This is a genomic window from Actinomadura parmotrematis, from assembly GCF_019458805.1.
Classification (GTDB): domain Bacteria; phylum Actinomycetota; class Actinomycetes; order Streptosporangiales; family Streptosporangiaceae; genus Spirillospora; species Spirillospora parmotrematis.
The window spans coordinates 104346-128570 of sequence record NZ_JAIBOA010000008.1 but is presented as its reverse complement, the minus strand read 5'-3'; the positions used below and the strand labels follow the sequence as shown (position 1 = coordinate 128570).

The following is a 24225-nucleotide window of genomic DNA, read 5'->3' as shown; positions in this document are numbered from 1 at the left end:
ATGGACTGTGCACGCACCGTAATGGTTCACTAGCATTTCGTCACCGACGGTCATGCGCGTGGGGAGGGAGAGCATGCTCGTTTTCCTGCTGCGGCGGCTGGCGGGCCACGCCGTGCTGGCCGTGCTCGCCGCCAGCCTCGCCTACCTGCTGGCCGCGGCGGCGCTCCGGCCGCGCGCGGAGTTCGAGGACCGCAGCCCCCGGCCGCCCGCCGCCGTCGTCGACGCCGAGCTCGACCGGCTCAACCTCAACGACCGCACCCCCCTCGCCGACCGCTACCGCGTCTGGGCCACCGGCGTCCTGCACGGCGACTTCGGCCGCACCTGGCAGGGCGACCCGGTGAACGGCGAGCTCGGCCGCCGCCTGCTGGTCAGCCTGCGGCTGCTCACCTGCGGCGCCGTCGCCGGCGGCGTCCTCGGCGTCCTGCTCGGCGCCTGGGCGGCGGTCTCCCGGCACCGGGCGACCGACCGCGCCATCACCTTCGGCTCCTACCTGCTGCTCGCCGTCCCGGTGTTCGTCCTCGCGGTGCTGCTGCAGATCGGCGCGAGCCGCGTCAACGACGCCACCGGCGTGCGGCTCTTCGCCTGGGTCGGGGAGACCGGCCCCGGCGCGTCCGGCGGCGCGTTCGGCCCGCTCGGCGGCCTCGGCGACCGCGTCCGCCACCTGCTGCTGCCCTCGGCCACCATCGCCCTCGCCCAGCTCGCCCTGTTCTGCCGTTACCAGCGCGGCACGATGCTGGACGTGCTGCACGCCGACTTCGTCCGCACCGCCCGCGCCAAGGGGCTCCGCCGCCGCGACGCGCTGCTCCGCCACGGCCTGCGCACCGCCCTCGTCCCGGTGGCCACCTACTTCGCCTACACGAGCGGCCTGCTGCTGCTCGGCGCCATGTTCACCGAGAAGATCTTCGGCTGGCACGGCCTCGGCGAGTGGCTGATCGACTCCATCACCCGCGGCGACGTCAACGTCGTCGCCGCCGTCGACTGCCTGGCCGCCGCGGCGGTCCTGCTCGCCGGGCTCGCCTCCGACGTCCTGCAGGGCGCGCTGGACCCGCGGGCGCGGGCGGGCGCCCGGTGAACCGCCGCACCCGCGCCGGCCTCGCGCTGCTCGCCGCGCTGTTCCTGCTCGCCTTCGCCGGGCCGCTCGCCTCCCCCTGGAGCTGGGACGCCACCGACTTCACCGCCTTCCGCCGGCCGCCGTCGGCCGCGCACTGGTTCGGCACCACCCAGAGCGGCCGCGACGTGTTCGCCCTCACCCTGCACGGCATGCGCAAGTCCCTGGTCATCGGGCTGCTCGTCGCGGTCCTGTCCACCGGCCTCGCCGCCGCCGTCGGCACCGTCGCGGGGCTCCTCGGCGGCTGGGCCGACCGCGCCCTCATGTGGGGCGTCGACCTGCTGCTCGTGCTGCCCTCGTTCCTGGTCGTCGCGGTCCTCGCGCCGGTGCTGCCCGGCGGCTGGCCCGTCCTGGTGGTGCTGCTCGCCGCGTTCATGTGGATGGTGACGGCGCGGATGGTGCGGGCGGCGACGGTGTCGCTGCGCGAGCGCGAGTACGTGCTCGCCGCCCGCCTCCTCGGCGCCGGCACGCCCCGCGTCATCGTCCGGCACATCGTGCCGCAGCTCGCGTCGCTGCTGGCCGTGGACGCCTCGCTGAACGTCAGCGTCGCGATCCTCGCCGAGAGCGGCCTGTCGTACTTCGGGTACGGGGTGCGGCCGCCCGACGTGTCGCTCGGCACCGTCATCGCGGGCGCCGCCGGGTCGGCCACCGCCTACCCGTGGCTGTTCGCGTTCGCCGCCGGGCTGCTCGTCCTCGTCGTCCTCGCCGTCAACCTGATCGGCGACGGCCTGCGCGACGCCCTCGACCCGGCGGGCCGCCGGTGACGCCGGTGCTGCAGGTGAGCGGCCTGCACGTCGACTACGCGCCGGACGTGCGCGCGGTCCGCGGCGCGTCGTTCGCCGTCGAGCGCGGCGAGGTCCTCGGCGTCGTCGGGGAGTCGGGGTCGGGCAAGTCCGCGCTCGCCCTCGCCGTCCTCGGCCTGCTGCCGGCCGGCGCCCGGGTCCGCGGCTCGGTGCGGCTGCGCGGCCGCGAGCTGCTCGGGCTGCCCGACGCCGCGCTGTCGCGGGTGCGCGGCAAGGACCTGGCGATGGTGTTCCAGGACCCGCTGTCGGCGCTCACCCCCGTCCACCAGGTCGGCGACCAGATCGCCGAGACCATCCGGGTGCACGCCGGCGCCACCCGCCGCGCCGCCCGCACCCGCGCGGTCGAGCTGCTGGAGCTCGTCGGCGTCCCCGACGCGGCCCGCCTCGCCCGCGCCTACCCGCACGAGTTCTCCGGCGGCATGCGGCAGCGCGTCATGATCGCGATGGCGATCGCCAACGACCCGCTCGCCATCGTCGCCGACGAGCCGACCACCTCCCTGGACGCCACCGTCCAGGCGCAGGTGCTGGACGTGCTGCGCACCGCCCAGCAGGCCACCGGCGCCGCCATCGTGCTGATCACCCACGACCTCGGGGCGGTCGCCGGGTTCGCCGACCGCGTCATGGTCATGTACGCGGGGCGGGCGGTGGAGACCGGCCCGGTCGGCGACGTCTACCGGCGCCCCCGGATGCCCTACACGATCGGGCTCCTCGGGTCGCTGCCGCGCCTCGACGGCGCGCCCGTCCGCGCGCTGCCCGCCGACGCCGCGCCCGCCGCCGAGGGCTGCCCGTTCCGCACCCGCTGCCCGGTCGCGGTCGCGGCGTGCGCGGTCACCGAGCCCGCCGCGCTGCCGGTCGCGCCGTCCGGGCAGGTCGCGGCCTGCCTGAACCTCGCCGCGACCGAGCGGCCCGGCGCCGTCTACCCGGTGCCCGAGCCCGTCCCGGCGCCGGACCGCCCGCCCCGGCGGGCGCGGCCCCCCGTCCTGCACGTGAGCGGCCTCGTCCGCCACCACCCGCAGTACCGCGGCGCCCTCTACAAGCGGCGGGTCGGGGCCGTGCACGCCGTCGACGGCATCACCCTGGACGTGCGCGAGGGCGAGACGCTCGGCCTCGTCGGCGAGTCGGGCTGCGGCAAGACCACCGCGCTCATGGAGATCCTGCGCCTCGCCGCGCCGCCGGGCGGCCGCGTGTCGGTGCTCGGCCGCGACACCGCCGCCCTCGGCCGCGCCGGCCGCAAGGCGCTCCGCCGCGACGTGCAGGTGGTGTTCCAGGACCCGTTCGCCTCCCTCGACCCGCGGATGCGCGTCGCGGCGATCCTGGCCGAGCCGCTCGCCATCCACCGCGTCCCGAAGGACCGCACCGCCGCCCGCGTCCGCGAGCTGCTGGAGCTGGTCGGCCTGGACGCCGCGCTCGCCGGCCGCTACCCCCAGCAGCTGTCGGGCGGCCAGCGCCAGCGCGTCGGCATCGCCCGCGCCCTCGCGCTGGAGCCGCGGCTGCTGCTGCTCGACGAGCCGGTCGCCGCGCTGGACGCGTCGGTGCGGGCGGGCGTGCTGGCGCTGCTCCGCGACCTGCAGAACCGGCTCGGCGTGGCCTACCTGTTCGTCTCCCACGACCTCGCGGTCGTCCGCTCGGTCGCCGACCGCGTCGCGGTCATGTACCACGGCCGCATCGTCGAGATCGGCCCGGCCGGCGCCGTGTACGGCACGCCCGCGCACCCCTACACCCGCGCGCTGCTCGGCGCCGTCCCGGTGCCCGACCCGGGCGCCCGGCAGGGCCGCGTCACGCTGCCCGGCGGCCCGCCCGACCCGTCGGCGCCGCCCGGCGGCTGCCGGTTCCGGCCGCGCTGCCCCCGCCACCCGGGCCTGGACGCGGGCCGCGCGCGGCTCTGCGCCGAGCTCGACCCGGTGCTCGCCGAGGCCGGCGACGACGACCACGCGGCGGCCTGCCACCATCTGGGGGCACGGTGAGGCGCCGCCTGGTCGCGCCGCTGGCGTGCGCGGCGCTCGCCGCGGGCCCGGCGGGCTGCCGCGCCGGCGACCCGGCCGCCGCGCCCGCCACCGGCCGCGTGCCCGCCAGCGACGTGGACGCCGCGCCCCGCGACCGCGTCCGCGCCGGCGGCACGCTGCGCTGGCCGCTGCCGGAGTTCCCCGCCCAGTGGAACTTCGACCACGTCAACGGCAGCAAGGGCGTCGTCGACCTGGTCGTGCAGGGCGCCCTGCCGTTCCTCATGCGCGCCGACGCCACGGGCGTCCCGCACCCGGTGCCCGAGTACGTGACGTCCGCGCGGGTCACCGCGGCGCGGCCCCGCCAGGTCGTCACCTACCGCCTCAACCCGCGGGCGCGCTGGTCGGACGGCCGCCCGATCGGCTACCGCGACTTCGCCGCGCAGGCCCGCGCCCTGTCCGGCCGCGACCCGCGCTTCCAGGTCGCCACCGTCACCGGCTACCGGCAGGTCCTGCGGGTCGCGCCGGGCCGCCGCGACGAGGTGAAGGTGACCTTCGCCCGCCCCTACGCCGACTGGCGCAGCCTGTTCAGCCCCCTGTACCCGGCGTCCACCAACGCCGACCCGCGGGTCTTCAACGCCGGCTGGCTGAACCGGCTGCCGGTCACCGCCGGCCCGTTCCGGGCGGGCCCGGTCGACCAGGTCGCCAAGACCGTCACGCTGGTGCGCGACCCGGCGTGGTGGGGGCGGCCCGCCAAGCTCGACCGGATCGTGTTCCGCGCCATGGACACGAGCGCGATGCCGGGCGCCTTCGCCAACGGCGAGGTCGACCTCATGGACATCGGCACCGACGCGGGCGCGCTGCGCCGCGCCGAGGGCGTGCGCGGCGCGGTGATCCACCGCGCGGGCGGCCCGGACTGGCGGCACTTCACGCTGAACGCCGCCGGGCCCGTCCTGGCGGACCCGCGCGTCCGCCGCGCCGTCATGCTCGGCATCGACCGGCGCGTCATCGCCCGCTCCGACCTCGCCGACCTCGGCTGGCCCGCGCAGACCCTCGGCAACCACTTCTTCGTCAACACCCAGGAGGGCTACGCCGACAACTCCGGCGGGCTCGGCCGCTACGACCCGGCGGCGGCGTCGCGGCTGCTGGACGCGGCGGGCTGGGCCCGGCACGGCCGGTACCGGGCGCGCGGCGGCAGGGTCCTCGCGCTGCGGTTCGTCGTCCCCTCGGGCGTCCCGGGCAGCCGGCAGGAGGGCGAGCTCACCCGCGCGCTGCTGGAGCGGATCGGGATCCGGGTGGACATCAAGCCCGTCCCGACCGACGACCTGTTCGACCGGTACGTCACGCCGGGCGACTTCGACATCGTGCCGTTCTCCTGGCTCGGCACCTCGTTCCCGCTGTCGCCGCTGCGGTCGGTCTTCGTGAAGCCGCGCGGCGACCGCATCCAGCAGAACTACGCGCGGGCCGGGAGCGACGCCATCGACAAGGCGATGGACCGCGCGATCGGGGAGGTGGACCCCGTCCGCGCCCGCACGCTCGTCAACGCCGCCGACCGGCTCATCTGGCAGGAGGCCACGGTGCTGCCGCTCTACCAGCGGCCGCAGATCGTGGCGACGCGCGCGGGCCTCGCCAACCTCGGCGCCGGCGGTTTCTCCGAGCCCGCCTACGAGGACATCGGCTTCACCGGACCGGCGCCCGGCGCCCCCTAGGGAAGGTCGAGCCGCACGGCCTTGCGGTCGCTGACGTAGCGGGCGTCCCACACGTACAGGCGGACGTCCCCGTCCTGCAGCGAGTCCTTGACGGGCAGGTCGGTGGCCACGCGGACGATGTAGGACGCGCCCGCGGGCATCATCGTGTCGCCGTCCTGGTCGAACGGCGCCTTGGCGCCGCCGATCCGCGCGGTGACCTTGCTGTGGTTCGGCAGCGTGCACATCTGCGCGGGGGTGCCGGGCTGCGGCATGCACCGCGACCGCGCGGCCGCGGGGACCTCGGAGGCGGGGACGAACAGGTCGCCGGGGTACTCCAGCGGGACGGGCCGCTTCAAGGTGTTGGTGAGGACGTAGTCGACGTAGGCGAAGGTGTCGCCCGCGGGGGACGCCTTGCTGGTCTTCAGCGGGTGCGGGTCGGTGCCGGCCTTCACCGCCGCCAGCGTGTACCCGTAGCCCTCGGGCGTGTTGAACGACAGCGGCGTGCCGCTCTTCGGCGCCTGCGTCGCGCCGGGCGCGTTCGCGGACGTGGACGCGTCGCCCTGCCCGGCGAGCGCGGACCGGTCGCCGCCGTCCTGGGAGTCGGGGCGCAGCACGACGATGGCGCCGGCGACCGCCGCGATCCCGACGGCGCCGGCGAGCGCGCCGGCGAGGCCGAGCCGGCCCGCGCCGCCCTGCTTGCGGCGGCGGCGTCCGGCGGATCGGTGGTGGTTGGACATGTTCGTTCCCCGTGTTCCCTCGGGCCTTCCGCTGGCGCGGCGGACGCGTCCTGTCAGCGAGCGCTCACCGGCGGTTGGGGGTGGCCACGATACAGGACGAACGTATTCATCGTGATGTGCCGTACATAAAGGGTGATCGGCGCTCTGTGCCGGTTCCGCCTACGTTGTACGTGCCAGCAGCGTCCGGGGATCGAGCCCGCGGAGGGACGCGTCGAGCACTTCGGCGGTGTGCGCGACGGCGATGTCGGCCCCCCGGCGGCGCAGCGCGGTGGCGATCTGCATGGAGCAGCCGGGGTTGGCCGCGACCAGCAGTTCCGCTGCGGTCGCGCGCACGTTGGCGGCCTTGCGGTCGCCGAGTTCCCCGGCGGCCTCAGGTCGCAGCAGGTTATAGGTCCCGGCCGAGCCGCAGCACACGTCGGGATCGGCGATCTCCCGGAGCTCCAGGCCGGGGACGGCGGTTAGCAGGGCCCGGGGCTGGGCGCGGACGCCCTGGGCGTGCGCGAGGTGGCAGGCGTCGTGGTAGGCGATGCTGACCGGAAGTGGCCGACGCTCCGCGCGGGGCCCGAGTTCGGCGAGGTACTCGGCGAAGTCCCTGGTGCGGCCGGCGAGGGCGGCGGCCCGCTCGGCCCATGCGGGCTCGTCGGCGAGCAGTGCGCCGTACTCCTTCATCGACGACCCGCAGCCCGCGGCGTTCACCACGATCGCGTCCACGCCCTCGAAGGCGGCGATCGTGCGGCGGGCGAAGCGGCGCGCCTCGTCCTCGCGGCCCGAGTGCAGCGACAGCGCGCCGCAGCAGCCCTGCGACGGGGGGATCACCACGTCGCAGCCCTCCAGCGCGAGCACGCGGGCGGTCGCGGCGTTCACGCCGGGGAAGAACTCGCGCTGGACGCAGCCGGTCAGCATGCCGACGGTCGCCCGCCGCCCCCCGCGCGCGGCGACCCGGGCGGGCAGCCGGGGCGCGGGGCCGAGCGCCGGCGCGAGGCGCTCCATGGCGGCGAGCGACGGCGACAGCCGCTCCAGCAGGCCGCTGCGGCGGACGAGCCGGTCGAGGCCGGCGCGCTGGTAGAGGCGGAGCGGGCCGCGCAGCGCGCGCAGGCGGCGCGGGTAGGGGAACAGTGCGAAGACGGCCGCGCGGATCGCGCGCTCGCGCAGCGGCCGGTCGTGCTCGCGCTCGACCTCGGCGCGGGTGATCTCGATGAGGCGGTCGTACCGGACGCCCGAGGGGCAGGCCGTCACGCACGCCATGCAGCCGAGGCAGGCGTCGAAGTGCCCGACCATGGCCTCGCCGAGCGGCGCCCCCTCGGCGTGCTGCCGCATCAGGTGGATGCGGCCGCGCGGGGAGTCCATCTCCTCGCCCCACAGCACGTAGGTGGGGCAGGTCGGCAGGCAGAAACCGCAGTGCACGCAGTCGTCCAGCAGCTTCGGCAGTTCCGGGACGGCGGGGGCGGGGGCGGCGGGCTCGTCGGGCGCGGTCATCAGATGCCTCCTGCGAAGCGGCCGGGGGACAGGCGGTGCCCGGGGTCGAACTGGTCCTTGACGCGCCGCATGAGCGGCAGCGCCGGCAGCGGCCCCCACACGTCCGGGCCCTGCATGACGCGGGCGGGACCGGTGCGGACGACGGCGCCGCCGATCGCGCGGAGCGCGGCGAGCAGCGGCGCGGGATCGGCGTCCTCGGGAAGGGCGGTCCAGCCGTGGCCGGACGCCGACCAGGCCAGGGCGGGGGCGGCGCGCAGCAGGCGGGGCAGGTCGGTGGGCCTGCCGGTGACCTCGATGAGGATCCCGCCGCCGGGGCGGCGCCCCCACCACGCGGGCGGGGACGCGTCCGCCGAGGCGCCGGGGCCGAGCAGCGCGGCGACCGCGCCGGAGCGGTCGGTGGCGCCCTCGGCGAGGACGCCGACCGCGATGCCGCCGCCGCCCGCCGCGACCTCGACGGCGCTCGGGTGGACGGGGGAGTGCAGCACCGCCTGGACGGCCGCGTGGGCGGCGTCCGGATCGGTGTAGGAGGCGGTGACGTAGGCGCTGACTGCGGGCCGGGGGTGGAGCCGGAAGGTGGCCTCCACGATCAGGCCGAGCGTGCCGTAGGACCCGGCGAACAGCCGCCCGAGGTCGTACCCGGCGACGTTCTTGACGACCTTGCCGCCGCTCCGGGCGATCTCCCCGTCCGCGCGGACGAGGGTGAGGCCGATGACGAGGTCGCGCGGCGTCCCGTAGAGCAGCCGGAGCGGCCCGGCGGCGCCGGTCGCGACCGTCCCGCCGACGGTGGAGGCGGGGTCGGCGTCCAGGGCGAGGCGCTGCCCGCGCTCGGCGAGCGCGGCGGCGAGGCGGCCCATGGGCAGGCCCGCCTCGGCCTTGACGACCAGGTCGCCGGCGGCGTGCTCGACCAGCCGGTCCAGGCGCCGGGTGTCGAGGACGAGATCGCGGCGCCGGGCCGGCGGCCCCCAATGAGCGCGCGTGCCCGCGCCCTGCGGGAGGACGGCGAGACCGTGCTCGGCGGCCGCGCGCATGACGGCGGCGGCCTCCTCCACGGACGCCGGCGCGGCGGTGAGGCCGTGCTCGGCGTCCGCGCGGACGTCGCCGCAGACCTTCTCCAGGGCGGTGCGTGCGGTCGCCATCAGAACAGGTCCGCCTTCCCCTGCTCGACCAGCGGGTGCACGCCCTTGCGTACGCCGGGCGCCTCGCCGCAGAGCCGCGGCGTCGGATAGATCTTGCCGGGGTTGCAGAGGCCCGCCGGGTCGAAGCCGCAGCGCACCATCTGCATGGTGTCGAGGTCGGTCGCGGTGAACATGCGCGGCATGTAGCGGGCCTTGTCGACGCCGACGCCGTGCTCGCCGGTGATCGAGCCGCCGTGCTCGATGCAGAGGTCGAGGATCGCGCCCGACACCTGCTCGGCGCGCTCGGCGGCGCCGGGCTCGGCGTCGTCGAACAGCACCAGCGGGTGCAGGTTGCCGTCGCCGGCGTGGAAGACGTTCGCGACCCGCACGCCCGACTCGGCCGACAGGGCGTCGATGCGGGCCAGGACGCGGGGGAGCGCGGTGCGCGGGATGACGCCGTCCTGCACCAGGTAGGCGGGGCTGATCCGGCCGACGGCGGCGAACGCCGACTTGCGGCCGCGCCAGATGAGCGCGCGGGCGGCGTCGTCGGCGGCGACCCTGATCTCGAACGCGCCGGCCTCCTCGCACAGCGCCCGGATTTGCGCGAACTGGTGCTCGACCTCGGCGGCCGGGCCGTCCAGCTCGACGATGAGGACGGCGCCCGCGCCGGGCGGGTAGCCGCAGGCGACCGACGCCTCGGCGGCCTCGATGGACAGCGCGTCCATCATCTCGATCGCGGCGGGCACCACCCCCGCCCCGATGATCGCCGAGACGGCGGTGCCGCCGCGCTCGATGGAGTCGAAGGCGGCGAGCAGCGTCTGCACCGTCTCGGGCAGCCGGGTCAGTTTCACGGTGACCTTGGTGGCGATGCCGAGGGTGCCCTCGGCGCCGACGAACACCCCGAGCAGGTCGTAGCCGGGGTCGTCCGCGCGCAGCTCCACGACCTCGCCTTCGGGGGTCACGACCTCGCAGGACAGGACGTGGTGGGCGGTGAAGCCGTACTTCAAGCAGTGCGCGCCGCCGGAGTTCTCGGCGACGTTGCCGCCGACCGAGCAGATCTGCTGGCTGGAGGGGTCGGGCGCGAAGTAGTAGCCGTCCGCGCGGACGGCGCGCGAGACGTCCAGGTTGATGACGCCGGGCTCGACGACGGCCCGCTGGTTCGGGACGTCGACCTCCAGGACGCGGCGCAGCCGGGAGGTGACGATGAGGACGCCGTCGGTGCGCGGCAGCGCCCCGCCCGACAGGCCGGTGCCCGAGCCGCGCGCGACGTAGGGGACGCCGGCCGCGACGCAGGCCCGCACGATCTCGGCGATCTGGGCGCCGTCGTCCGGCAGCACCACCAGGGCGGGCCGGGCGCGGTGGTTGGTCAGCCCGTCGCACTCGTAGGTGGCGAGCCGCACCGGGTCGGTGACGACGCCGCCGGGGCCGAGCAGCGCGGTGAAGCGCTCGGCCAGGCCGGACACTGCCTCGGTCATTCCTTGACCCTTCCACGCGGGGGCGGGGCGGGACACGGGGTGCGCCGGCCGCCCGGGTGGCTGCTCCCGGGCGGCCGGCACGGCCGTGCGGCGCTACGGCATCGTCTCGTAGGCCGGGGTGGTGAGGAACTCGGAGTACTCGTCGGCCAGCGTGACCTGCTTGAACAGCGTCACGGCCTGGTCGTAGCGGGGCGCGTTGTAGGCGTCGCCCAGCTCGGTGCGGATCTTGGCCAGCTCCTCGTCCAGGAGCTGCTCCACCCACTCCTTGGTGATCTTCTGGCCCTCCTTGGTGGCGACGCCGTTGTAGATCCACTGCCAGACCTGGGAGCGGGAGATCTCCGCGGTGGCCGCGTCCTCCATCAGGTTGTGGATGGCGACCGCGCCCGAGCCGTTCAGCCAGGTCGCGAGGTAGCGGAGCGCGACGTCGATGTTGCCGCGCAGGCCCGCCTCGGTGATGTCGCCGGGGGTGGCCTTGATGTTCAGCAGGTCGGCGGCCGAGACGCGGACCTCCTCGCGGAGCCGGTCGCGCTGGTTCGGCTTGTCGCCGAGGACGCCGTCGAACACCTCGCGGCAGACCGGGACGAGGTCGGGGTGGGCGACCCAGGACCCGTCGAAGCCGTCGCCGGACTCGCGGGTCTTGTCGGCGCGGACCTTCTCCAGCGCCGCCTTGTTGACCGCCTCGTCCTTGCGCGAGGGGATGAAGGCGGCCATGCCGCCGATCGCGTGCGCGCCGCGCTTGTGGCAGGTGCGCACGAGCAGCTCGGTGTAGGCGCGCATGAACGGCGCCGTCATGGTGATCGCGTTGCGCTCGGGCAGGATGAAGTCGGGGCCGCGGTCCCGGAACTTCTTGATCACCGAGAAGAGGTAGTCCCAGCGGCCGGCGTTCAGGCCCGCGGAGTGGTCGCGCAGCTCGTAGAGGATCTCCTCCATCTCGAACGCGGCCGGGATCGTCTCGATGAGCACGGTCGCGCGGATCGTGCCGCGCGGGATCTCCAGCTCGTCCTGCGCCAGGTTGAAGGCGTCGTTCCAGAGGCGCGCCTCCAGGTGCGACTCCATCTTCGGCAGGTAGAAGTAGGGACCCTTGCCCTTGTCGAGCTGGCGGCGGCCCGAGTGGAACAGGTAGAGGCCGAAGTCGAACAGCGACCCCGACATGGGCTCGCCGTCGACCAGCAGGTGCTTCTCCTCCATGTGCCAGCCGCGCGGGCGGACCACGATGGTGGCGAGCTCGGCGTCGTCCTTCAGCGCGTAGGACTTGCCGGTCCGCTCGTCGGTGAAGTCGATGGTGCGGTCGAGGGCGTCGCGCAGGCTGAGCTGCCCCTCGATCATGTTGTTCCAGAGCGGGGTGTTGGCGTCCTCGAAGTCGGCCAGCCAGACCTTGGCGCCCGAGTTCAGGGCGTTGATGGTCATCTTGCGGTCGGTCGGCCCGGTGATCTCGACGCGCCGGTCCTCCAGGCCCTTGCCCGGGGCGGCGACGCGCCAGGTGTCGTCGGACCGCACGCCCGCGGTCTCGGGCAGGAAGTCCAGGGTGCCGCCCGCCGACAGCCGCGCCTGCCGCTCCTCGCGCGCCTTCAGCAGCTCCGTGCGGCGGCCGCCGAGCTCGCGCTGCAGCGTCGCCAGCAGGCCGAGCGCCTCGGGGGTGAGGATCTCGTCGTACCGGTCGTGCAGCGGACCGGTGATCTGGACGCCTTCAGGTGCAGCCATCGCCCTGCCCTTTCGTATCGCGAAATTCCACTTCTGTTACGTGAAATGCTACTCGGGGGTAGCGAGGCCGGTCAAAGCGGCCCGGGGTTCCGGACATGCCCTGGTGGGGACAGGGGTAATCGAGTGGCCCCGGCCAGGGCGCCATGAGACGATCGCGGCGTCACGGCGGTGCGGTCCCGAGGGAAGAGACGGCCGCCCCGCGGCGTTCAACAGAGGACATATGACTCACTCTTTCTCTGACGACCACACCACCGATCCCGCCGCCCGCCCCTACGAGGAGGCCGAGCCGCTGACCGGCGAGCTCGACCTGGAGGACCGCCGCGCGCTGCGCCGCGTCGCCGGCCTCTCCACCGAGCTCACCGACGTCACCGAGGTCGAGTACCGGGCGCTCCGGCTGGAGCGCGTCGTGCTGGTCGGCGTGTGGACCGAGGGCACCGCGGAGATGGCCGACAACTCCCTCCGCGAGCTCGCGCTGCTCGCCGAGACCGCCGGCTCGGAGGTCCTGGAGGGCCTCACCCAGCGCCGCACCCGCCCCGACCCGGCCACCTACATCGGCTCGGGCAAGGCGGCCGAGCTGCGCGACATCGTCGAGTCCACCGGCGCCGACACCGTCATCTGCGACGGCGAGCTCGCCCCCGGGCAGCTCCGCCACCTGGAGGACATCGTCAAGGTCAAGGTCATCGACCGGACCGCGCTGATCCTCGACATCTTCGCCCAGCACGCCAAGAGCCGCGAGGGCAAGGCCCAGGTCGAGCTCGCCCAGCTCGACTACCTGCTGCCGCGCCTGCGCGGCTGGGGCGGCAACCTGTCCCGCCAGGTCGGCGGCCGCGCCGCCGGCGGCGTCGGTATCGGCGGCCGCGGCCCCGGCGAGACCAAGATCGAGCTGGACCGGCGCCGCATCCGCACCCGGATGGCCAAGCTGCGCCGCCAGATCGCCGACATGTCCAAGGCCCGCGACACCTCGCGCGGCGAGCGCCGCCGCAACGACGTCCCGGCCGTCGCCATCGCCGGCTACACCAACGCCGGCAAGTCCTCGCTGCTGAACCGGCTGACCGGCGCCGGCGTCCTGGTGGAGAACGCCCTGTTCGCCACCCTGGACCCGACCGTCCGGCGCGCCGAGACCCCGTCCGGGCGGCTCTACACCCTCGCCGACACCGTCGGGTTCGTCCGGCACCTGCCGCACCAGCTCGTCGAGGCGTTCCGCTCCACCCTGGAGGAGGTCACCGACTCCGGCCTCGTCCTGCACGTGGTCGACGGCTCCGACCCCGACCCCGAGGCGCAGCTCGCCGCCGTCCGCGAGGTGTTCCGCGAGATCGGCGCCGACCGCGTGCCCGAGCTCGTCGTCATCAACAAGGCCGACGCGGCCGACGACCTCACCATCGCCCGGCTGCGGCGGCGCGAGCCCAACAGCGTCGTCGTGTCGGCGCGGACCGGCGCCGGCATGGACGAGCTGCGGCGGGCCATCGAGGCCAACCTGCCCGGCCTGGAGCGCGAGATGCGGGTGCTCGTGCCCTACGGCCGCGGCGACCTCGTCGCGCGCGTCCACGAGCGGGGCGAGGTCCTGGAGCAGGAGCACGTCGCCGCCGGCACCGTCCTGCGCGCGCGCGTCCCGAACGACCTCGTCGCCGAGCTGGAGCCCTACGAGGACCTCGCAAGGCTCTGACCTGCGCTCTCTCCGGCCGGGCCGCTCGGGTCCGGCCCGGATCGGTCGCCGGACGGTGACAGCTTCGCCATTCCGCTTGACGCGCCTGCGGGAATCCGTACGGTCGTATCACCAAGGGGCGGATGAGGAACGTCGATGTCCAGTGAGCGAAGGGGCGCCGGCCGCGGCCGGCGCCGCGCGGCGCGCGCGGCCGTCCGGCCGTGGTGAGCTGCGGCGACGGCGCGGCCGCACCGTCCCGCCCGGACCCCCGGCCGGGAACTTCTCCCCGAGCGCGCGCGTTTGTCGGCCAGAGGTTGTCGGGCGGGCCTTCAGTGCACTACCGTGACGAAACCGATATCTACGGTCTCGTTGCTCATGGTGATCACCCGATCACCCGTCCTTCCAGCGGCGAGCCGCCGGCATCCAGTCGACGGCTCGGATCGAGAGCAGGTGGCCCCCTCCATGGCGTCCGTGACAGCGCCGTACGGCGCATTGCCCCCCACCGGTCGGTGACCCTATGACGGTACGGCTGTTGACGAACATCGGCAGGCTCTGGACGGGCACCGACGTCTGCAGCAACGCCGCCGTCCTCATCCACGATGACCGGATCATCTGGGCGGGCCCGGCGTCGGACCTGCCGCAGAGCGTCCCCGGCGTCATCGACGACATCGTCGACGTCGACCATGTGGAGAACCTCGGCGGTGGCCTGGTCACCCCCGGCCTCATCGACGCCCACTCGCACCCCGTCTACGCCGGCAACCGGTGGGCCGAGCTGGCGATGCGCACCAGCGGCTCCTCCCACTCGGCGATCACCGCGGCGGGCGGCGGCGTCAACTCCACCGTCACGGTGACCCGCGGGACCGACCCCTGGACGCTCTGCAACGGCGTCCGCGAGCGGCTGCGGCAGTGGATCCTCGCGGGCACCACCACCGTCGAGGCCAAGACCGGCTACCACCTCACCCGCGACGGCGAGCTCGCCGACATCCGGCTGCTCCGCTCGCTGGAGGGCGAGCCGTCGATGCCGCGCATCCACGCCACCTTCCTCGCCGCGCACATCCTGCCGCCCGAGTTCTTCGGCCGCCGCCGCGACTACATCGAGGCCGTCCGGCTGTGGGCGGGCGACGCCGCCGCCGCGGGCGCCGACTCCATCGACGTCTACTGCGACGAGGGGCACTTCACCGCCGAGGAGGCCCGCGCCCTGCTGCTCACCGGCAAGCGCGCCGGCCTGAAGGCGCGCATGCACGCCTGCGCCAACGAGCGCATCGGCGCCGCCCAGGTCGCCGCCGAGGTCGGCTGCGCGTCCGCCGACCTGCTCGCGCAGGCCAACGACGACGACATCAAGGCCCTCGCGCACGCCGGCGTCACCGCCACCGTCTGCCCCGGCAGCGCCCTCAACTCCTCGCGCCCGCCGGCGCCCGTCCGCGCCATGCTGGAGCGCGGCGTCACCGTCGCCCTCGGCACCGACCACAACCCGGGCCAGTGCGGCATCACCTCGATGCCCCTCGTCATCGGCCTCGCCGTCGCGATGTACGGCATGTCGGTCACCGAGGCGCTGCGCGCCGCCACCCTCGGCGGCGCGTCCGCGCTCCGCGTCGGCGACCGCGGCTCGCTCGCGCCCGGCATGACCGCCGACATCGTGCTGTGGGACGCCGACCACGAGGGCGCGTTCGCCTGGGCGTTCGGGCTGCGCGCCCTGCGCGTCTGGCGCGGCGGCGTGCCCGTCCAGCCGTAACAGCACCGACACACCGGGCGCCGCTGCGGCGCCACGGCGAGGAGTAGCGTCCCCCCATGCCCAACGCGGTCGCCGTCGTCACCGATTCCACCGCCTACCTGCCGCCGGGCCTGGCGGAGCGGCACGGCCTCACCGTCGTCCCCCTGCAGCTGGCGATCGGCGGCACCGTCCGCGACGAGGAGGGCATCACCGCCGCCGAGACCGCGGCGGCGCTGAAGGAGTGGCGGCCCGTCAGCACCTCCCGCCCGGCGCCCGAGCGCTTCGCCGAGACCTTCAAGGCCGCCGCCGGCGCCGGGGCGTCCGCGATCGTGTCGGTGCACCTGTCGGCGGCGATGTCGGGCACCGTCGAGGCCGCCCGCCTCGCCGCCCGGTCGGCGCCGGTGCCCGTCCACGTCGTCGACACCGGCACCATCGGCCTCGGCCTCGGCTTCGCGGCGCTGTCGGCCGCGGCGACCGCCCTGGACGGCGGCACCGCCGAGGACGCCGTCGCCGCCGCCAACCGGCGCGCCGACGAGTCGCGGTCGCTGTTCTACGTCGACACCCTGGAGCACCTGCGCCGCGGCGGCCGCATCGGCGCCGCCGCCACCCTCGTCGGCTCGGCCCTCATGGTGAAGCCGCTGCTCGGCATCGACGACGGCCGGATCGTGCCGATCGAGAAGGTCCGCACCAGCTCGCGCGCCCTCGCCCGCCTGGAGGAGCTCGCGGTCGCCGAGGCCGGCGCGCGGCGCGTCGACCTCGGCGTCCAGCACCTCGCCGCGGGCGCCCGCGCGGAGGCCCTGGCCGCCCGCCTGCGCGAGCGCATCCCCAACGTGCAGGACATCTACGTGGGCGAGGTGGGCCCCGTCATCGGCGCCCACGTGGGCCCGGGCATGCTCGGCGTCGTCGTGGCCCCCCAACTCCCCTGACCGTCCCGCCCCCGCGCCCTCCCCCCACTGGCCTGCCACCACGGTCCCCGCCCGTAGGCCAACGCTGGCCGCGTCCCACGGGCCGCCCGCCCGCTCTGCCGTCGCGGCCCGCCGCCCACCCGGACGGCCTGCCGCCACGGTCCCGTCCCGTTAGGCCAACGCTGGGCACGTCCCACCGGCCGCCCGGATCCCGCCACCGCGACCCTGCCGACCGCTCGGCAGGCGGCCGATCAGCCCCCGGCCAGCGGCGGAACAGCACGCACCGGACCCATCACCACCGAGACGCCCGAAGCCTCCCGGGAGGTTATCCACAGGTCGCCGGACCTCTACCGATCACCCGCACCCGGTTCCTACCGTCGAACACATGACCCTCACCGACCGCCTCCGCCGCCCCGGCACCTTCGGCACCGAACCGCCCCTCGTCCGCCTGCGCTCGGGCCCGGAACCGCCCGATCCACCCGGTCCGCTGGACACCACGAGCCGCCCCCTCCCGATCCGCCCGCTGGTGCTGATCGCCGCGATCGCCGTCCTGGCGGCGGGCTTCTACGTCTGGCAGGCGCGCCCCAGCCAGAGCGCCTCCGTCATCGAACCCGCCGCCGCCTCGGCGGCGCCACCGTCCGAGGCGGCCCCGGCGGGCACGTCCTCAACGGACACGCCCGCCGGCGTGCCCTCCCTCGGGGCGGGAACGACCCCACCGGGCACGGTCCTGGTGCACGTCCTGGGCAAGGTCCGGCATCCGGGCGTCGTCACCCTGCCGACCGGATCCCGGGTCAGTGACGCCATCCAGGCCGCCGGGGGAGTGCGGCCGAACGCGTCCACCGGCACCCTCAACCTCGCGCGCAAGCTCGCCGACGGCGAGCAGATCCCGGTCGGCATCCCACCTCCCCCGCAGCAGGCGGCCCCGCCCGCCACCTCACCGCCGGGCTCTCCCGCTTCCGGCGCTTCCGCCCCGGGAACACCGCTGTCGCTCAGCACCGCCACGGCGGACCAGCTCGACCAGCTCCCGGGCGTGGGCCCCGTCCTCGCCCAACGCATCGTCGAGTACCGCACCCAGCACGGCCCGTTCCGCTCGGTGGACCAGCTCCAGGAGGTCACCGGCATCGGCGCCCGCCGCTTCGCCGACCTACGCCCCCTCATCGCCCCATGACCACGCTACCCACGCCCGACGACGCCCCACCCGACGAACGCCCCGACCTCCGCCTGGCCGTCCCGGCCCTCTGCGCCTGGACCACCTCCGCCGTCGCCCTAGCCCTCCCGCCCGGCTTCACCTACGCCCTAGCCACCCTGACCGCCACGACAGCCCTAACCCTCCTCCTCACCCGCAGCCCCTTCCCACCCTCCAACCCCGCCGATCTCCCCGAGACCGCTCACCCACCCACATCCACATCCTCGGAACGCCAAGCGCTCGCCGCAGTCCGGAACAGACGGAAACCGCCCAACCACAGCAAGCACGGGCAACTGGAAGCACCGCCCAAGGACGGCGAGTGTGCGTGGCCGGGAGAGTCGTTCAAGGACGGCGAGCACGGACAGTCGGGAGCGCCGCTCAGGGACGGCGGCGGACGCGGGCGGCCGGGAGGACCGTTCGAGGGCGGCGAGCACGGGCCGGCGGGAGCGGTTTTCGAGGGCGGCGGGCGCGAGTGGATGGCTGCAGCGCTCAAAGGAGGCGGGCGCGGATGGACGGGAGCGGTGCCTAAGGACGGCGAGCGCGGGCCGGTGGAGGCGGTGCTCAAAGGCGGCGGGCGCGGGCTGGTGGGAGGGGCGTTCAAGGGCGGCGGCCGCAGGCGGACGGGTGCGGTGCTCAAGGGTGACGGGCGCGGCTGGGTGGGGGGTGCCCTCAAGAAGGGCCGCGGGCGTGGGTGGGTGGGAGGGGTGTTCGAGGACGGTGGGGGGTGCAGGTGGGCGGGGGTGGTGCTTCTTTGCGTCGCGGCTGCGGCGTTGGGGACGGGGCTGCGGGTCTCGGCGGTGAGCGGTGGGCCGTTGCGGGACGCCGCCCAGCGCGGGGCGCGGCTGGGGATGGAGGCGGTCATCACGGGTGACCCGCACACGAAGCAGGAGTCGGGTGGCGGTGGGTCCGGCGGCGGGCCGGGGCGGCAGGTGATCGTCATCAGGGCGCGGGCCGTTCTGCTGACGCTGCACGGCGTGCGGGTCCGCGTGCGGGTGCCGGTGCTGCTGATCGCCTCCGGACCGGAGTGGGCGCGGATGGTGCCGAGCGAGCGGGTGCGGCTGTTCGGGCGCGTGGAGAAACCGCATCGCGGCGAGCTGCTGGCCGCGGTCGTGCTGGTGCGGGGGCCGCCCGCCGTCCTCAGCGGGCCGTCCAGGCTCCAGCGGGCCGCGGAGGGGGTGCGGGCGCGTCTGCGGGCGGCCGTGGAGCACCTGCCCGCGGCGCAGCGCGGCGTGCTGCCGGGCATGGTCGTGGGCGACACCTCGCGGCTCGATCCGGAGATCGCCGAGGAGTTCCGCACGGCCGGGCTGACCCACCTGCTGGTCGTGTCAGGGGCGAACCTCGCCATCGTCACCGGCGCCGTCCTCGGCCTCTGCCGGCTGGCCGGCCTCGGACGCCGGCGGGCGCCTCCCGTCGCGGCCTGCGCGGTCCTGGTGTTCGTGCTCATCGTGCGGCCGGAGCCGAGCGTGCTGCGAGCCACCGTCATGGGGATGATCGGTCTGCTGGCGTACTTCAGCGGGCGTCCGCGCCAGGGCGTGCCGATGCTGAGCGCGGCGGTCCTGGTGCTCGTGCTCGCCGACCCCGCGCTGAGCCGCTCGTACGGCTTCGCGCTGTCGACCTTGGCCACCGCCGGTCTGCTGCTGCTCGCGCCCCGCTGGCGCACCCGCCTGGCCCGCCGCCTGCCGGGCCCCGTCGCCGACGCGCTGGCGGTCGCGGTCGCGGCCGAGATCGCGGTCGCTCCGGTCCTGGTCATGCTGTCGGGCGAGATCGGGGTCGTGTCGGTGGCCGCCAACCTGCTCGCGGCGCCGGCGGTGCCGCCCGCGACGCTCCTCGGCGCCCTGGCCGCCGCGATCGCGACCGTCTCCGTACCGGTCGCGCGAGTGGTGGCCTGGCCGGCCGGGCTGGCGGTCGGCTGGATCGTGTGGGTAGCCCGCGCCGCCGCGTCCCTGCCGTACGCGACCATCCCGTGGCGCCCCGGCGGGCTGGGCGCCGTCGGACTGCTCGCCGCAGGCGGCGCGGCCGTGCTGGTGCTGCGCTCGCGCCGCCTGCGCCTGGCCGTCGCCGCGGCTTTGGGCGGCGTGCTGGCCGCCGTGGTCGCCCTGCGGGCGATCGCGCCCGGCTGGCCGCCGCCCGGATGGCTTCTCGTCGCCTGCGACGTGGGGCAGGGGGACGCGCTCGTCCTGGCGGCCGGCCCCCGCCGGGCGGTCGTGGTGGACGCCGGCCCCGACCCCCGTGCGGTCGACGGCTGCCTGGACCGGCTGGGCGTCCGCGACGTCCCGCTGCTCGTCCTCACCCACCCGCACGCCGACCACGTGGACGGCGTCCCGGGCGTCCGCGACGGCCGCTCCGTGCGCCTCGTCCTCACCACCCCGCGCGGGCCGGGCCGGGAGCGCCGTTTCACCGGCGATCTGCGCACCCGCCCGGCGAAGGCCGGCGAGCACTGGACCCTGGGCTCCCTCAGCCTGGACGTGCTCGGCCCGCCCTCCGCCGGACCCCGCCTGCGGCCCGACGACGACGGAACGACGATCAACGACTCCAGCGTGGTCCTCGTCGCCCGGAGCCCAGGGTTCAGCGCCCTGCTCGCGGGCGACGTGGAGCGCGACGCCCAGGAGGCGCTGGCCTCCCTCGTGCCGCACGTCTCCGTCCTCAAGGTCCCGCACCACGGCTCGGCGAGCCAGGCCCCGGCCTTCCTGGCCGCCGCGCACGCGCCCGTCGCGCTGGTGTCGGTCGGCCGCGACAACGATTACGGCCATCCGTCCGGCAAGACCCTCGGACTGCTCCAGCAGCTCGGCAGCAGAATCCACCGCACCGACCGGGAAGGGGACATCGCGATCGTGCGGACAGCCGGTGGCATGGCCGTGGTGGCCCGCCGCTGATGGGGGATGGGAGCGGGGAGCTCGCCTGATCCGGGGAGTCGGGGGAGAAGAGGTGTGCAGCGCGGCGGGGGCGGGTGATGGGGCGGCGGCCGTCGGGCAGGTGAGTGCTCGGCGGGGAGTTCTCCCGGTGTTCCCGCCGGAAGGCTGTTCGGCGGTGGTGCTGCGGTGGTGGTCCGATCAGAGGGGCGGCCGTGACATGCTGCTGGGGTGCCAGCGGACGCCATCACCCTGATCGTCGGAGACGAAGAGCTGCTCATCGACCGGGCCGTCGCCGACGTGGTCGCCACCGCCCGGGCGGACGATCCCGAGACCGAGGTCATCGACCTCGGGCCCGGCGGCCTGGAGCCGGGACGGCTGGCCGAGCTGACCTCGCCGTCGCTGTTCGGCGGCGGCAAGGTGCTCGTGCTGCGCGCCTCGCAGGACCTCGGCAAGGACCTGTCCGCCGAGGTGCTCAAGTACGCCAGGACTCCCGCCGACGACGTCGCGCTCGTCGCCGTCCACCACGGCGGCGCCAAGGGCAAGGCACTGGTGGACGGCCTCGCCAAGCTCGGCGCCCGCCGGGTCGCCTGCCCGAAGATCACCAAGGCGGGGGAGCGGGTCGACTTCGTCCGCGGCGAGATCCGCCGGCACGGCGGGAAGATCTCCCCGGACGGCGCCCGCAACCTGGTCGAGGCCGTCGGGAACGACCTGCGCGAGCTCGCCGCCGCGTGCAGCCAGCTCGTCGCCGACAACGGCGGCCGGATCGACGACGCGGCGGTCGCCCGCTACTACCGCGGGCGCGCCGAGGTCAGCGGCTTCACCGTCGCCGACAAGGCCATCGAGGGCCAGCTCGCCGAGGCCCTCGAGCAGCTCCGCTGGGCGCTCGCGACCGGCGTTCCGCCCGTCCTGATCGTGAGCGCGCTCGCGCAGGGGGTGCGCGGGCTGGCCAAGGTCGGCGGGGCGCCCCGCGGTGCCCGCGCCGCGGGGCTCGCCAAGGACCTGGGCATGCCGCCCTGGAAGATCGAGCGCGTGCAGCGCCAGCTCCGCGGCTGGAGCGGCGACGGCGTCGCCCGCGCGATGACGGCCGTCACCGAGGCCGACCTCGCCGTCAAGGGCGGCGCCGCCGACCCCGCTTACGCGCTGGAGAAGACCGTCTCGACGATCGTCGCCGCCCGCTCCGCCGGCCGCTGATCCGCCCCTCCATATCTCCACCGGTGTGAGACGCCCGCCCGCGCCGTCGCCGCCTGCGCTGGGCAGCTGAGCTCCTCGTTCGCGCAGTGCCCCGCCTGTTTTGACGCCGTGCTCAGCAGTACGACAGGCGGCCCGGAGCCGTGCTCAGCGGTGCGGCAGAGCGGCCGGAGGGAGGGTGGTCCGGATGGTGGCGAGGAGGTCCGCGACCACGGGGTCGTCCGCGCGGTCGGGCTGGTGCAGCGCGTAGTACGGGACGGCGGGCAGGTCGGTGATCTCCCGGAGGACGAGCCCGGCGGGCGGCCGGACGCAGCCGTTGACGACGGTGAAGCCGACGCCGAGCGTCACGAAGTGCAGCAGCAGCGGCCAGCCCGACGCCTCCACCGCCACCGTCCACGGCACGTTCGCCGCGCGGAGCGCGCGCTCCAGGGTGATGCGGAGCGGGCCCTGCGGCGGCGGGACGGCGAGCGCCGCGCCCGACAGGTCCGCCAGCGTGAGGGCGGGCGCCGCGGCGAGCGGGTGGTCCGACGGCAGCGCGAGCGCCTGCGGGTAGGTGGCGAGGAGCGTCGCCGCGAGGTCGTCCGGGACGACGTCCAGGACCGCGACGCCCAGGTCGGCGCGGCCCGTGCGGACGGCGGCCAGGGTGCGTGCGCGGTCGCCGTTCAGCAGCCGCGGGCGGGGCCGGGCCTCACGGATGGCGGCGTCCAGCAGGTACAGGTAGGCGCCCTCGCCGGCCGACAGCACCGGAGCCCGCGTCGCCGGGCCGCCGCGCAGTCCCGCGAGGAACGCGCCCATCCGCTGGTCGACCTCGCGGGCGAATCGGGCCACCGCCTCACCCTCGGGAGTGAGGACGAGCCTGCGGCCGTGCCGCTGGTACAGGGGGTGGCCGACGGTTCCGGCGAGCTTGGCGACCTTGACGTGCAGCGCCGGCTGGGAGATGTGCAGCTCGGCGGCGGCCCGGGTGAAGTTGAGGTGCTCGGCGAACACCGCGAACGCGGCCAGCGCGTCAGTGGAGAGCCGCCCCTTGTCCATAGGTCTGAACTATAACCCGGAGCTTGATCGATAGTTCTGTTCAAGAGTCGCGGGCGCCACGGTAGAGCCATGAACACGAACGCCGCGCCCCGGCTGGGCATCGACTTCGGGCGCGTCATCCAGGGCGGCGCGCTGCCCTCGGGCGCCGCCGACACCGCCTTCCTCGGCGGCGACCTCGCGGCCGCGCTCGCCTCCCCGGCGACCGCGGGCGCCTTCGCCGAGCTGCCAGGACTGGTGGAGCTGTTCGGCGGCCGCGCCTGGATCATCTCCAAGTGCGGCGATTCCGTACGGCGCAAGACGCTCGCCTGGCTGGACCACCACGACTTCTACGGACGGACCGGCCTGCCGCGCGGCAACGTCCGGTTCTGCCGCAAGCGGGCCGACAAGGCCGGGCACTGCCGTGAGCTCGGCATCACCCACATGATCGACGACCGGGCGGACGTGCACCGCGCGCTGCTCGGCATCGTCCCGCACCGTTACCTGTTCGGCCCCCAGAAGGCCCCCGCGCCGGACTGGGCCGAGCACGTCGCCGGCTGGCCGGAAGCGGCTGCCGCGATCCGCCTCTCGCTGCAACCCCCCGCCTGAGCGCCCCCGATAACGACGGCAGGGCGGCGGGAAGGGCGGGCGCTCGTCGGTGCCAGCGCGGGTGGCGGCCTTGGTGGCGTGGCGTTGGACGGCTGCGGGAGAGGGCGGCCACTGCGCCTGGACCCCTTGGAGCGGTGCGGTGCGGTGCGGAGCCGGAGGGCGGCGGGGGTCAGGGGTCCCGGCGCAGGTAATCGGGCGGGACCGCCGCCGTCAGCCAGACGCCGTTCGCGCTGACCTGGAACGTGCGGCCGTCGGCCGCCATGCGCCCCGCCTCGACGGTCAGGACGACCGGGCGGCCCCGCCGGGCGCCGACGCGCCGGGCGGTCTCGGTGTCGGGGGAGAGGTGCACCGCATGACGGCCCATCGGGAGCAGGCCGGCGCGCAGGATCGCCTCCACCGAACCCTCGGGAGTGCCGTGGTAGAGCAGCTCGGGCGGCGGGACGGACGGCAGCGCGAGGTCCACCGGGACCGAATGCCCCTGGTTGGCGCGGATCCGCCCGCCCTCCAGGGTGAAGCGCCGCTTGTCGTTCGCGGCGACGACCTCGCGCAGCTCCGCCGGCGTGATCGGGAAGTGGTGCCGGGCGGCGGCCGCGAGCAGCTCGTCCACGTCGGCCCAGCCGTCCGGGGACAGCGTGAGGCCGATCCGCTCCGGCCGGTGCCGCAGATGCTTCGCCAGGTACTTCGAGACCTTGACCAAACGCCGTTCGTCCATGGGCGGCACGACGAGGCCGCGGTCACCCGCACGGGGACCGCGGCCTCGTCGAAGAGCGCAGGGGGTCTTACTTGGCCTGCAGCTCGGCGGCGCGCTTGGCGATCGCCGACTTGCGGTTGGCGGCCTGGTTCTTGTGGATGACGCCCTTGCTGGCGGCCTTGTCCAGCTTGCGGGCGGCGGCCTGCTGGGCGGCGGCGGCCTCGGCCGCGTTCCCGGCGTCGGCGGCCTCGCGGAACTTGCGGATCGCCGTCTTCAGCTCGGACTTGACGGCCTTGTTGCGAAGGCGGGCCTTCTCGTTCTGCTTGTTCCGCTTGATCTGGGACTTGATGTTAGCCACGTCGTAGTGCCTCAGCTTGGTTGCGATCCTCG

The 24225-nt window shown here is 75.3% G+C and carries 19 protein-coding genes; 11 read left to right on the top strand and 8 right to left on the bottom strand.

The window, feature by feature from the left end; all coding sequences use genetic code 11:
* Nucleotides 1-73: 73 nt before the first annotated feature.
* The 4 genes from K1Y72_RS14410 to K1Y72_RS14395 are packed head-to-tail and all read left to right on the top strand — an operon-like array spanning nucleotide 74 to nucleotide 5560.
* Nucleotides 74-1072: an ABC transporter permease gene (locus tag K1Y72_RS14410; protein ID WP_220166805.1), complete on the top strand. Its 999-nt coding sequence runs from the start codon at nucleotides 74-76 to the stop codon at nucleotides 1070-1072.
* On the top strand, nucleotides 1069-1872 hold the full coding sequence (locus tag K1Y72_RS14405) for an ABC transporter permease (protein ID WP_220166804.1): 804 nt from the start codon (nucleotides 1069-1071) through the stop codon (nucleotides 1870-1872). Before K1Y72_RS14410 ends, K1Y72_RS14405 begins: the two co-directional genes overlap by 4 nt.
* A complete protein-coding gene (locus K1Y72_RS14400) occupies nucleotides 1869-3875 on the top strand; it encodes a dipeptide ABC transporter ATP-binding protein (RefSeq protein ID WP_220166803.1) in 2007 nt (668 codons plus the stop codon). Before K1Y72_RS14405 ends, K1Y72_RS14400 begins: the two co-directional genes overlap by 4 nt.
* Entirely contained in the window at nucleotides 3872-5560 is a 1689-nt protein-coding gene (locus tag K1Y72_RS14395; protein ID WP_308287071.1) for an ABC transporter family substrate-binding protein, read from the top strand. The genes K1Y72_RS14400 and K1Y72_RS14395 overlap by 4 nt, the downstream gene beginning before the upstream one ends.
* Here the strand turns inward: K1Y72_RS14395 and K1Y72_RS14390 are convergent.
* The 5 genes from K1Y72_RS14390 to aceB form a co-directional block, all read right to left on the bottom strand.
* On the bottom strand, nucleotides 5557-6276 hold the full coding sequence (locus K1Y72_RS14390) for a hypothetical protein (protein WP_220166802.1): 720 nt from the start codon (nucleotides 6274-6276) through the stop codon (nucleotides 5557-5559). The genes K1Y72_RS14395 and K1Y72_RS14390 overlap by 4 nt on opposite strands.
* Before the next feature lie 159 nt (nucleotides 6277-6435).
* Nucleotides 6436-7752, bottom strand: a complete 1317-nt coding sequence (locus K1Y72_RS14385) for a (Fe-S)-binding protein (protein WP_220166801.1) — start codon at nucleotides 7750-7752, stop codon at nucleotides 6436-6438.
* A complete protein-coding gene (locus K1Y72_RS14380) occupies nucleotides 7752-8888 on the bottom strand; it encodes an FAD-binding oxidoreductase (protein WP_220166800.1) in 1137 nt (378 codons plus the stop codon). Before K1Y72_RS14380 ends, K1Y72_RS14385 begins: the two co-directional genes overlap by 1 nt.
* Nucleotides 8888-10342 (bottom strand): FAD-linked oxidase C-terminal domain-containing protein, encoded by a 1455-nt coding sequence (locus K1Y72_RS14375; RefSeq protein WP_220166799.1) that lies wholly within the window; start codon nucleotides 10340-10342, stop codon nucleotides 8888-8890. The genes K1Y72_RS14380 and K1Y72_RS14375 overlap by 1 nt, the downstream gene beginning before the upstream one ends.
* A 93-nt stretch (nucleotides 10343-10435) precedes the next feature.
* The gene (aceB, locus tag K1Y72_RS14370; protein WP_220166798.1) at nucleotides 10436-12043 is read right to left on the bottom strand and encodes a malate synthase A; all 1608 of its coding nucleotides are present in this window, start codon (nucleotides 12041-12043) and stop codon (nucleotides 10436-10438) included.
* A 220-nt stretch (nucleotides 12044-12263) separates the two neighbouring features.
* On the opposite strand from aceB, the gene hflX reads away from it, so the two are divergent.
* The 6 genes from hflX to holA all read left to right on the top strand — a co-directional run bounded on the left by hflX (nucleotide 12264) and on the right by holA (nucleotide 21530).
* On the top strand, nucleotides 12264-13706 hold the full coding sequence (hflX, locus tag K1Y72_RS14365; protein ID WP_220166797.1) for a GTPase HflX: 1443 nt from the start codon (nucleotides 12264-12266) through the stop codon (nucleotides 13704-13706).
* A 496-nt stretch (nucleotides 13707-14202) separates the two neighbouring features.
* The gene (gene hutI / locus K1Y72_RS14360) at nucleotides 14203-15417 is read left to right on the top strand and encodes an imidazolonepropionase (protein ID WP_220166796.1); all 1215 of its coding nucleotides are present in this window, start codon (nucleotides 14203-14205) and stop codon (nucleotides 15415-15417) included.
* Between the two features lie 56 nt (nucleotides 15418-15473).
* Nucleotides 15474-16322: a DegV family protein gene (locus tag K1Y72_RS14355; RefSeq protein WP_220166795.1), complete on the top strand. Its 849-nt coding sequence runs from the start codon at nucleotides 15474-15476 to the stop codon at nucleotides 16320-16322.
* A 364-nt stretch (nucleotides 16323-16686) separates the two neighbouring features.
* Nucleotides 16687-17469 (top strand): ComEA family DNA-binding protein, encoded by a 783-nt coding sequence (locus tag K1Y72_RS14350; protein WP_220166794.1) that lies wholly within the window; start codon nucleotides 16687-16689, stop codon nucleotides 17467-17469.
* Between the two features lie 947 nt (nucleotides 17470-18416).
* On the top strand, nucleotides 18417-20360 hold the full coding sequence (locus K1Y72_RS14345; RefSeq protein WP_308287070.1) for a ComEC/Rec2 family competence protein: 1944 nt from the start codon (nucleotides 18417-18419) through the stop codon (nucleotides 20358-20360).
* 207 nt (nucleotides 20361-20567) lie between these two features.
* Nucleotides 20568-21530 carry a DNA polymerase III subunit delta gene (gene holA, locus K1Y72_RS14340; protein ID WP_220166793.1) on the top strand — a complete coding sequence of 321 codons (963 nt, stop codon included), beginning with the start codon at nucleotides 20568-20570 and terminating at the stop codon, nucleotides 21528-21530.
* Nucleotides 21531-21674: 144 nt separating this feature from the next.
* On the opposite strand, the gene K1Y72_RS14335 is transcribed toward holA, so the two are convergent.
* Nucleotides 21675-22559 carry a LysR family transcriptional regulator gene (locus K1Y72_RS14335; RefSeq protein ID WP_220166792.1) on the bottom strand — a complete coding sequence of 295 codons (885 nt, stop codon included), beginning with the start codon at nucleotides 22557-22559 and terminating at the stop codon, nucleotides 21675-21677.
* A gap of 69 nt (nucleotides 22560-22628) precedes the next feature.
* On the opposite strand from K1Y72_RS14335, the gene K1Y72_RS14330 reads away from it, so the two are divergent.
* Complete coding sequence (locus K1Y72_RS14330) at nucleotides 22629-23144, top strand: hypothetical protein (RefSeq protein ID WP_220166791.1); 516 nt, start codon at nucleotides 22629-22631, stop codon at nucleotides 23142-23144.
* 169 nt (nucleotides 23145-23313) lie between these two features.
* Here the strand turns inward: K1Y72_RS14330 and K1Y72_RS14325 are convergent, their stop codons facing one another.
* Together K1Y72_RS14325 and rpsT are read right to left on the bottom strand one after the other, a co-directional pair.
* The gene (locus tag K1Y72_RS14325) at nucleotides 23314-23856 is read right to left on the bottom strand and encodes an RNA 2'-phosphotransferase (RefSeq protein WP_220166790.1); all 543 of its coding nucleotides are present in this window, start codon (nucleotides 23854-23856) and stop codon (nucleotides 23314-23316) included.
* Between the two features lie 67 nt (nucleotides 23857-23923).
* Nucleotides 23924-24193, bottom strand: coding sequence for a 30S ribosomal protein S20 (gene rpsT, locus K1Y72_RS14320; protein WP_220166789.1), 270 nt, complete (start codon nucleotides 24191-24193; stop codon nucleotides 23924-23926).
* Nucleotides 24194-24225: the final 32 nt, after the last annotated feature.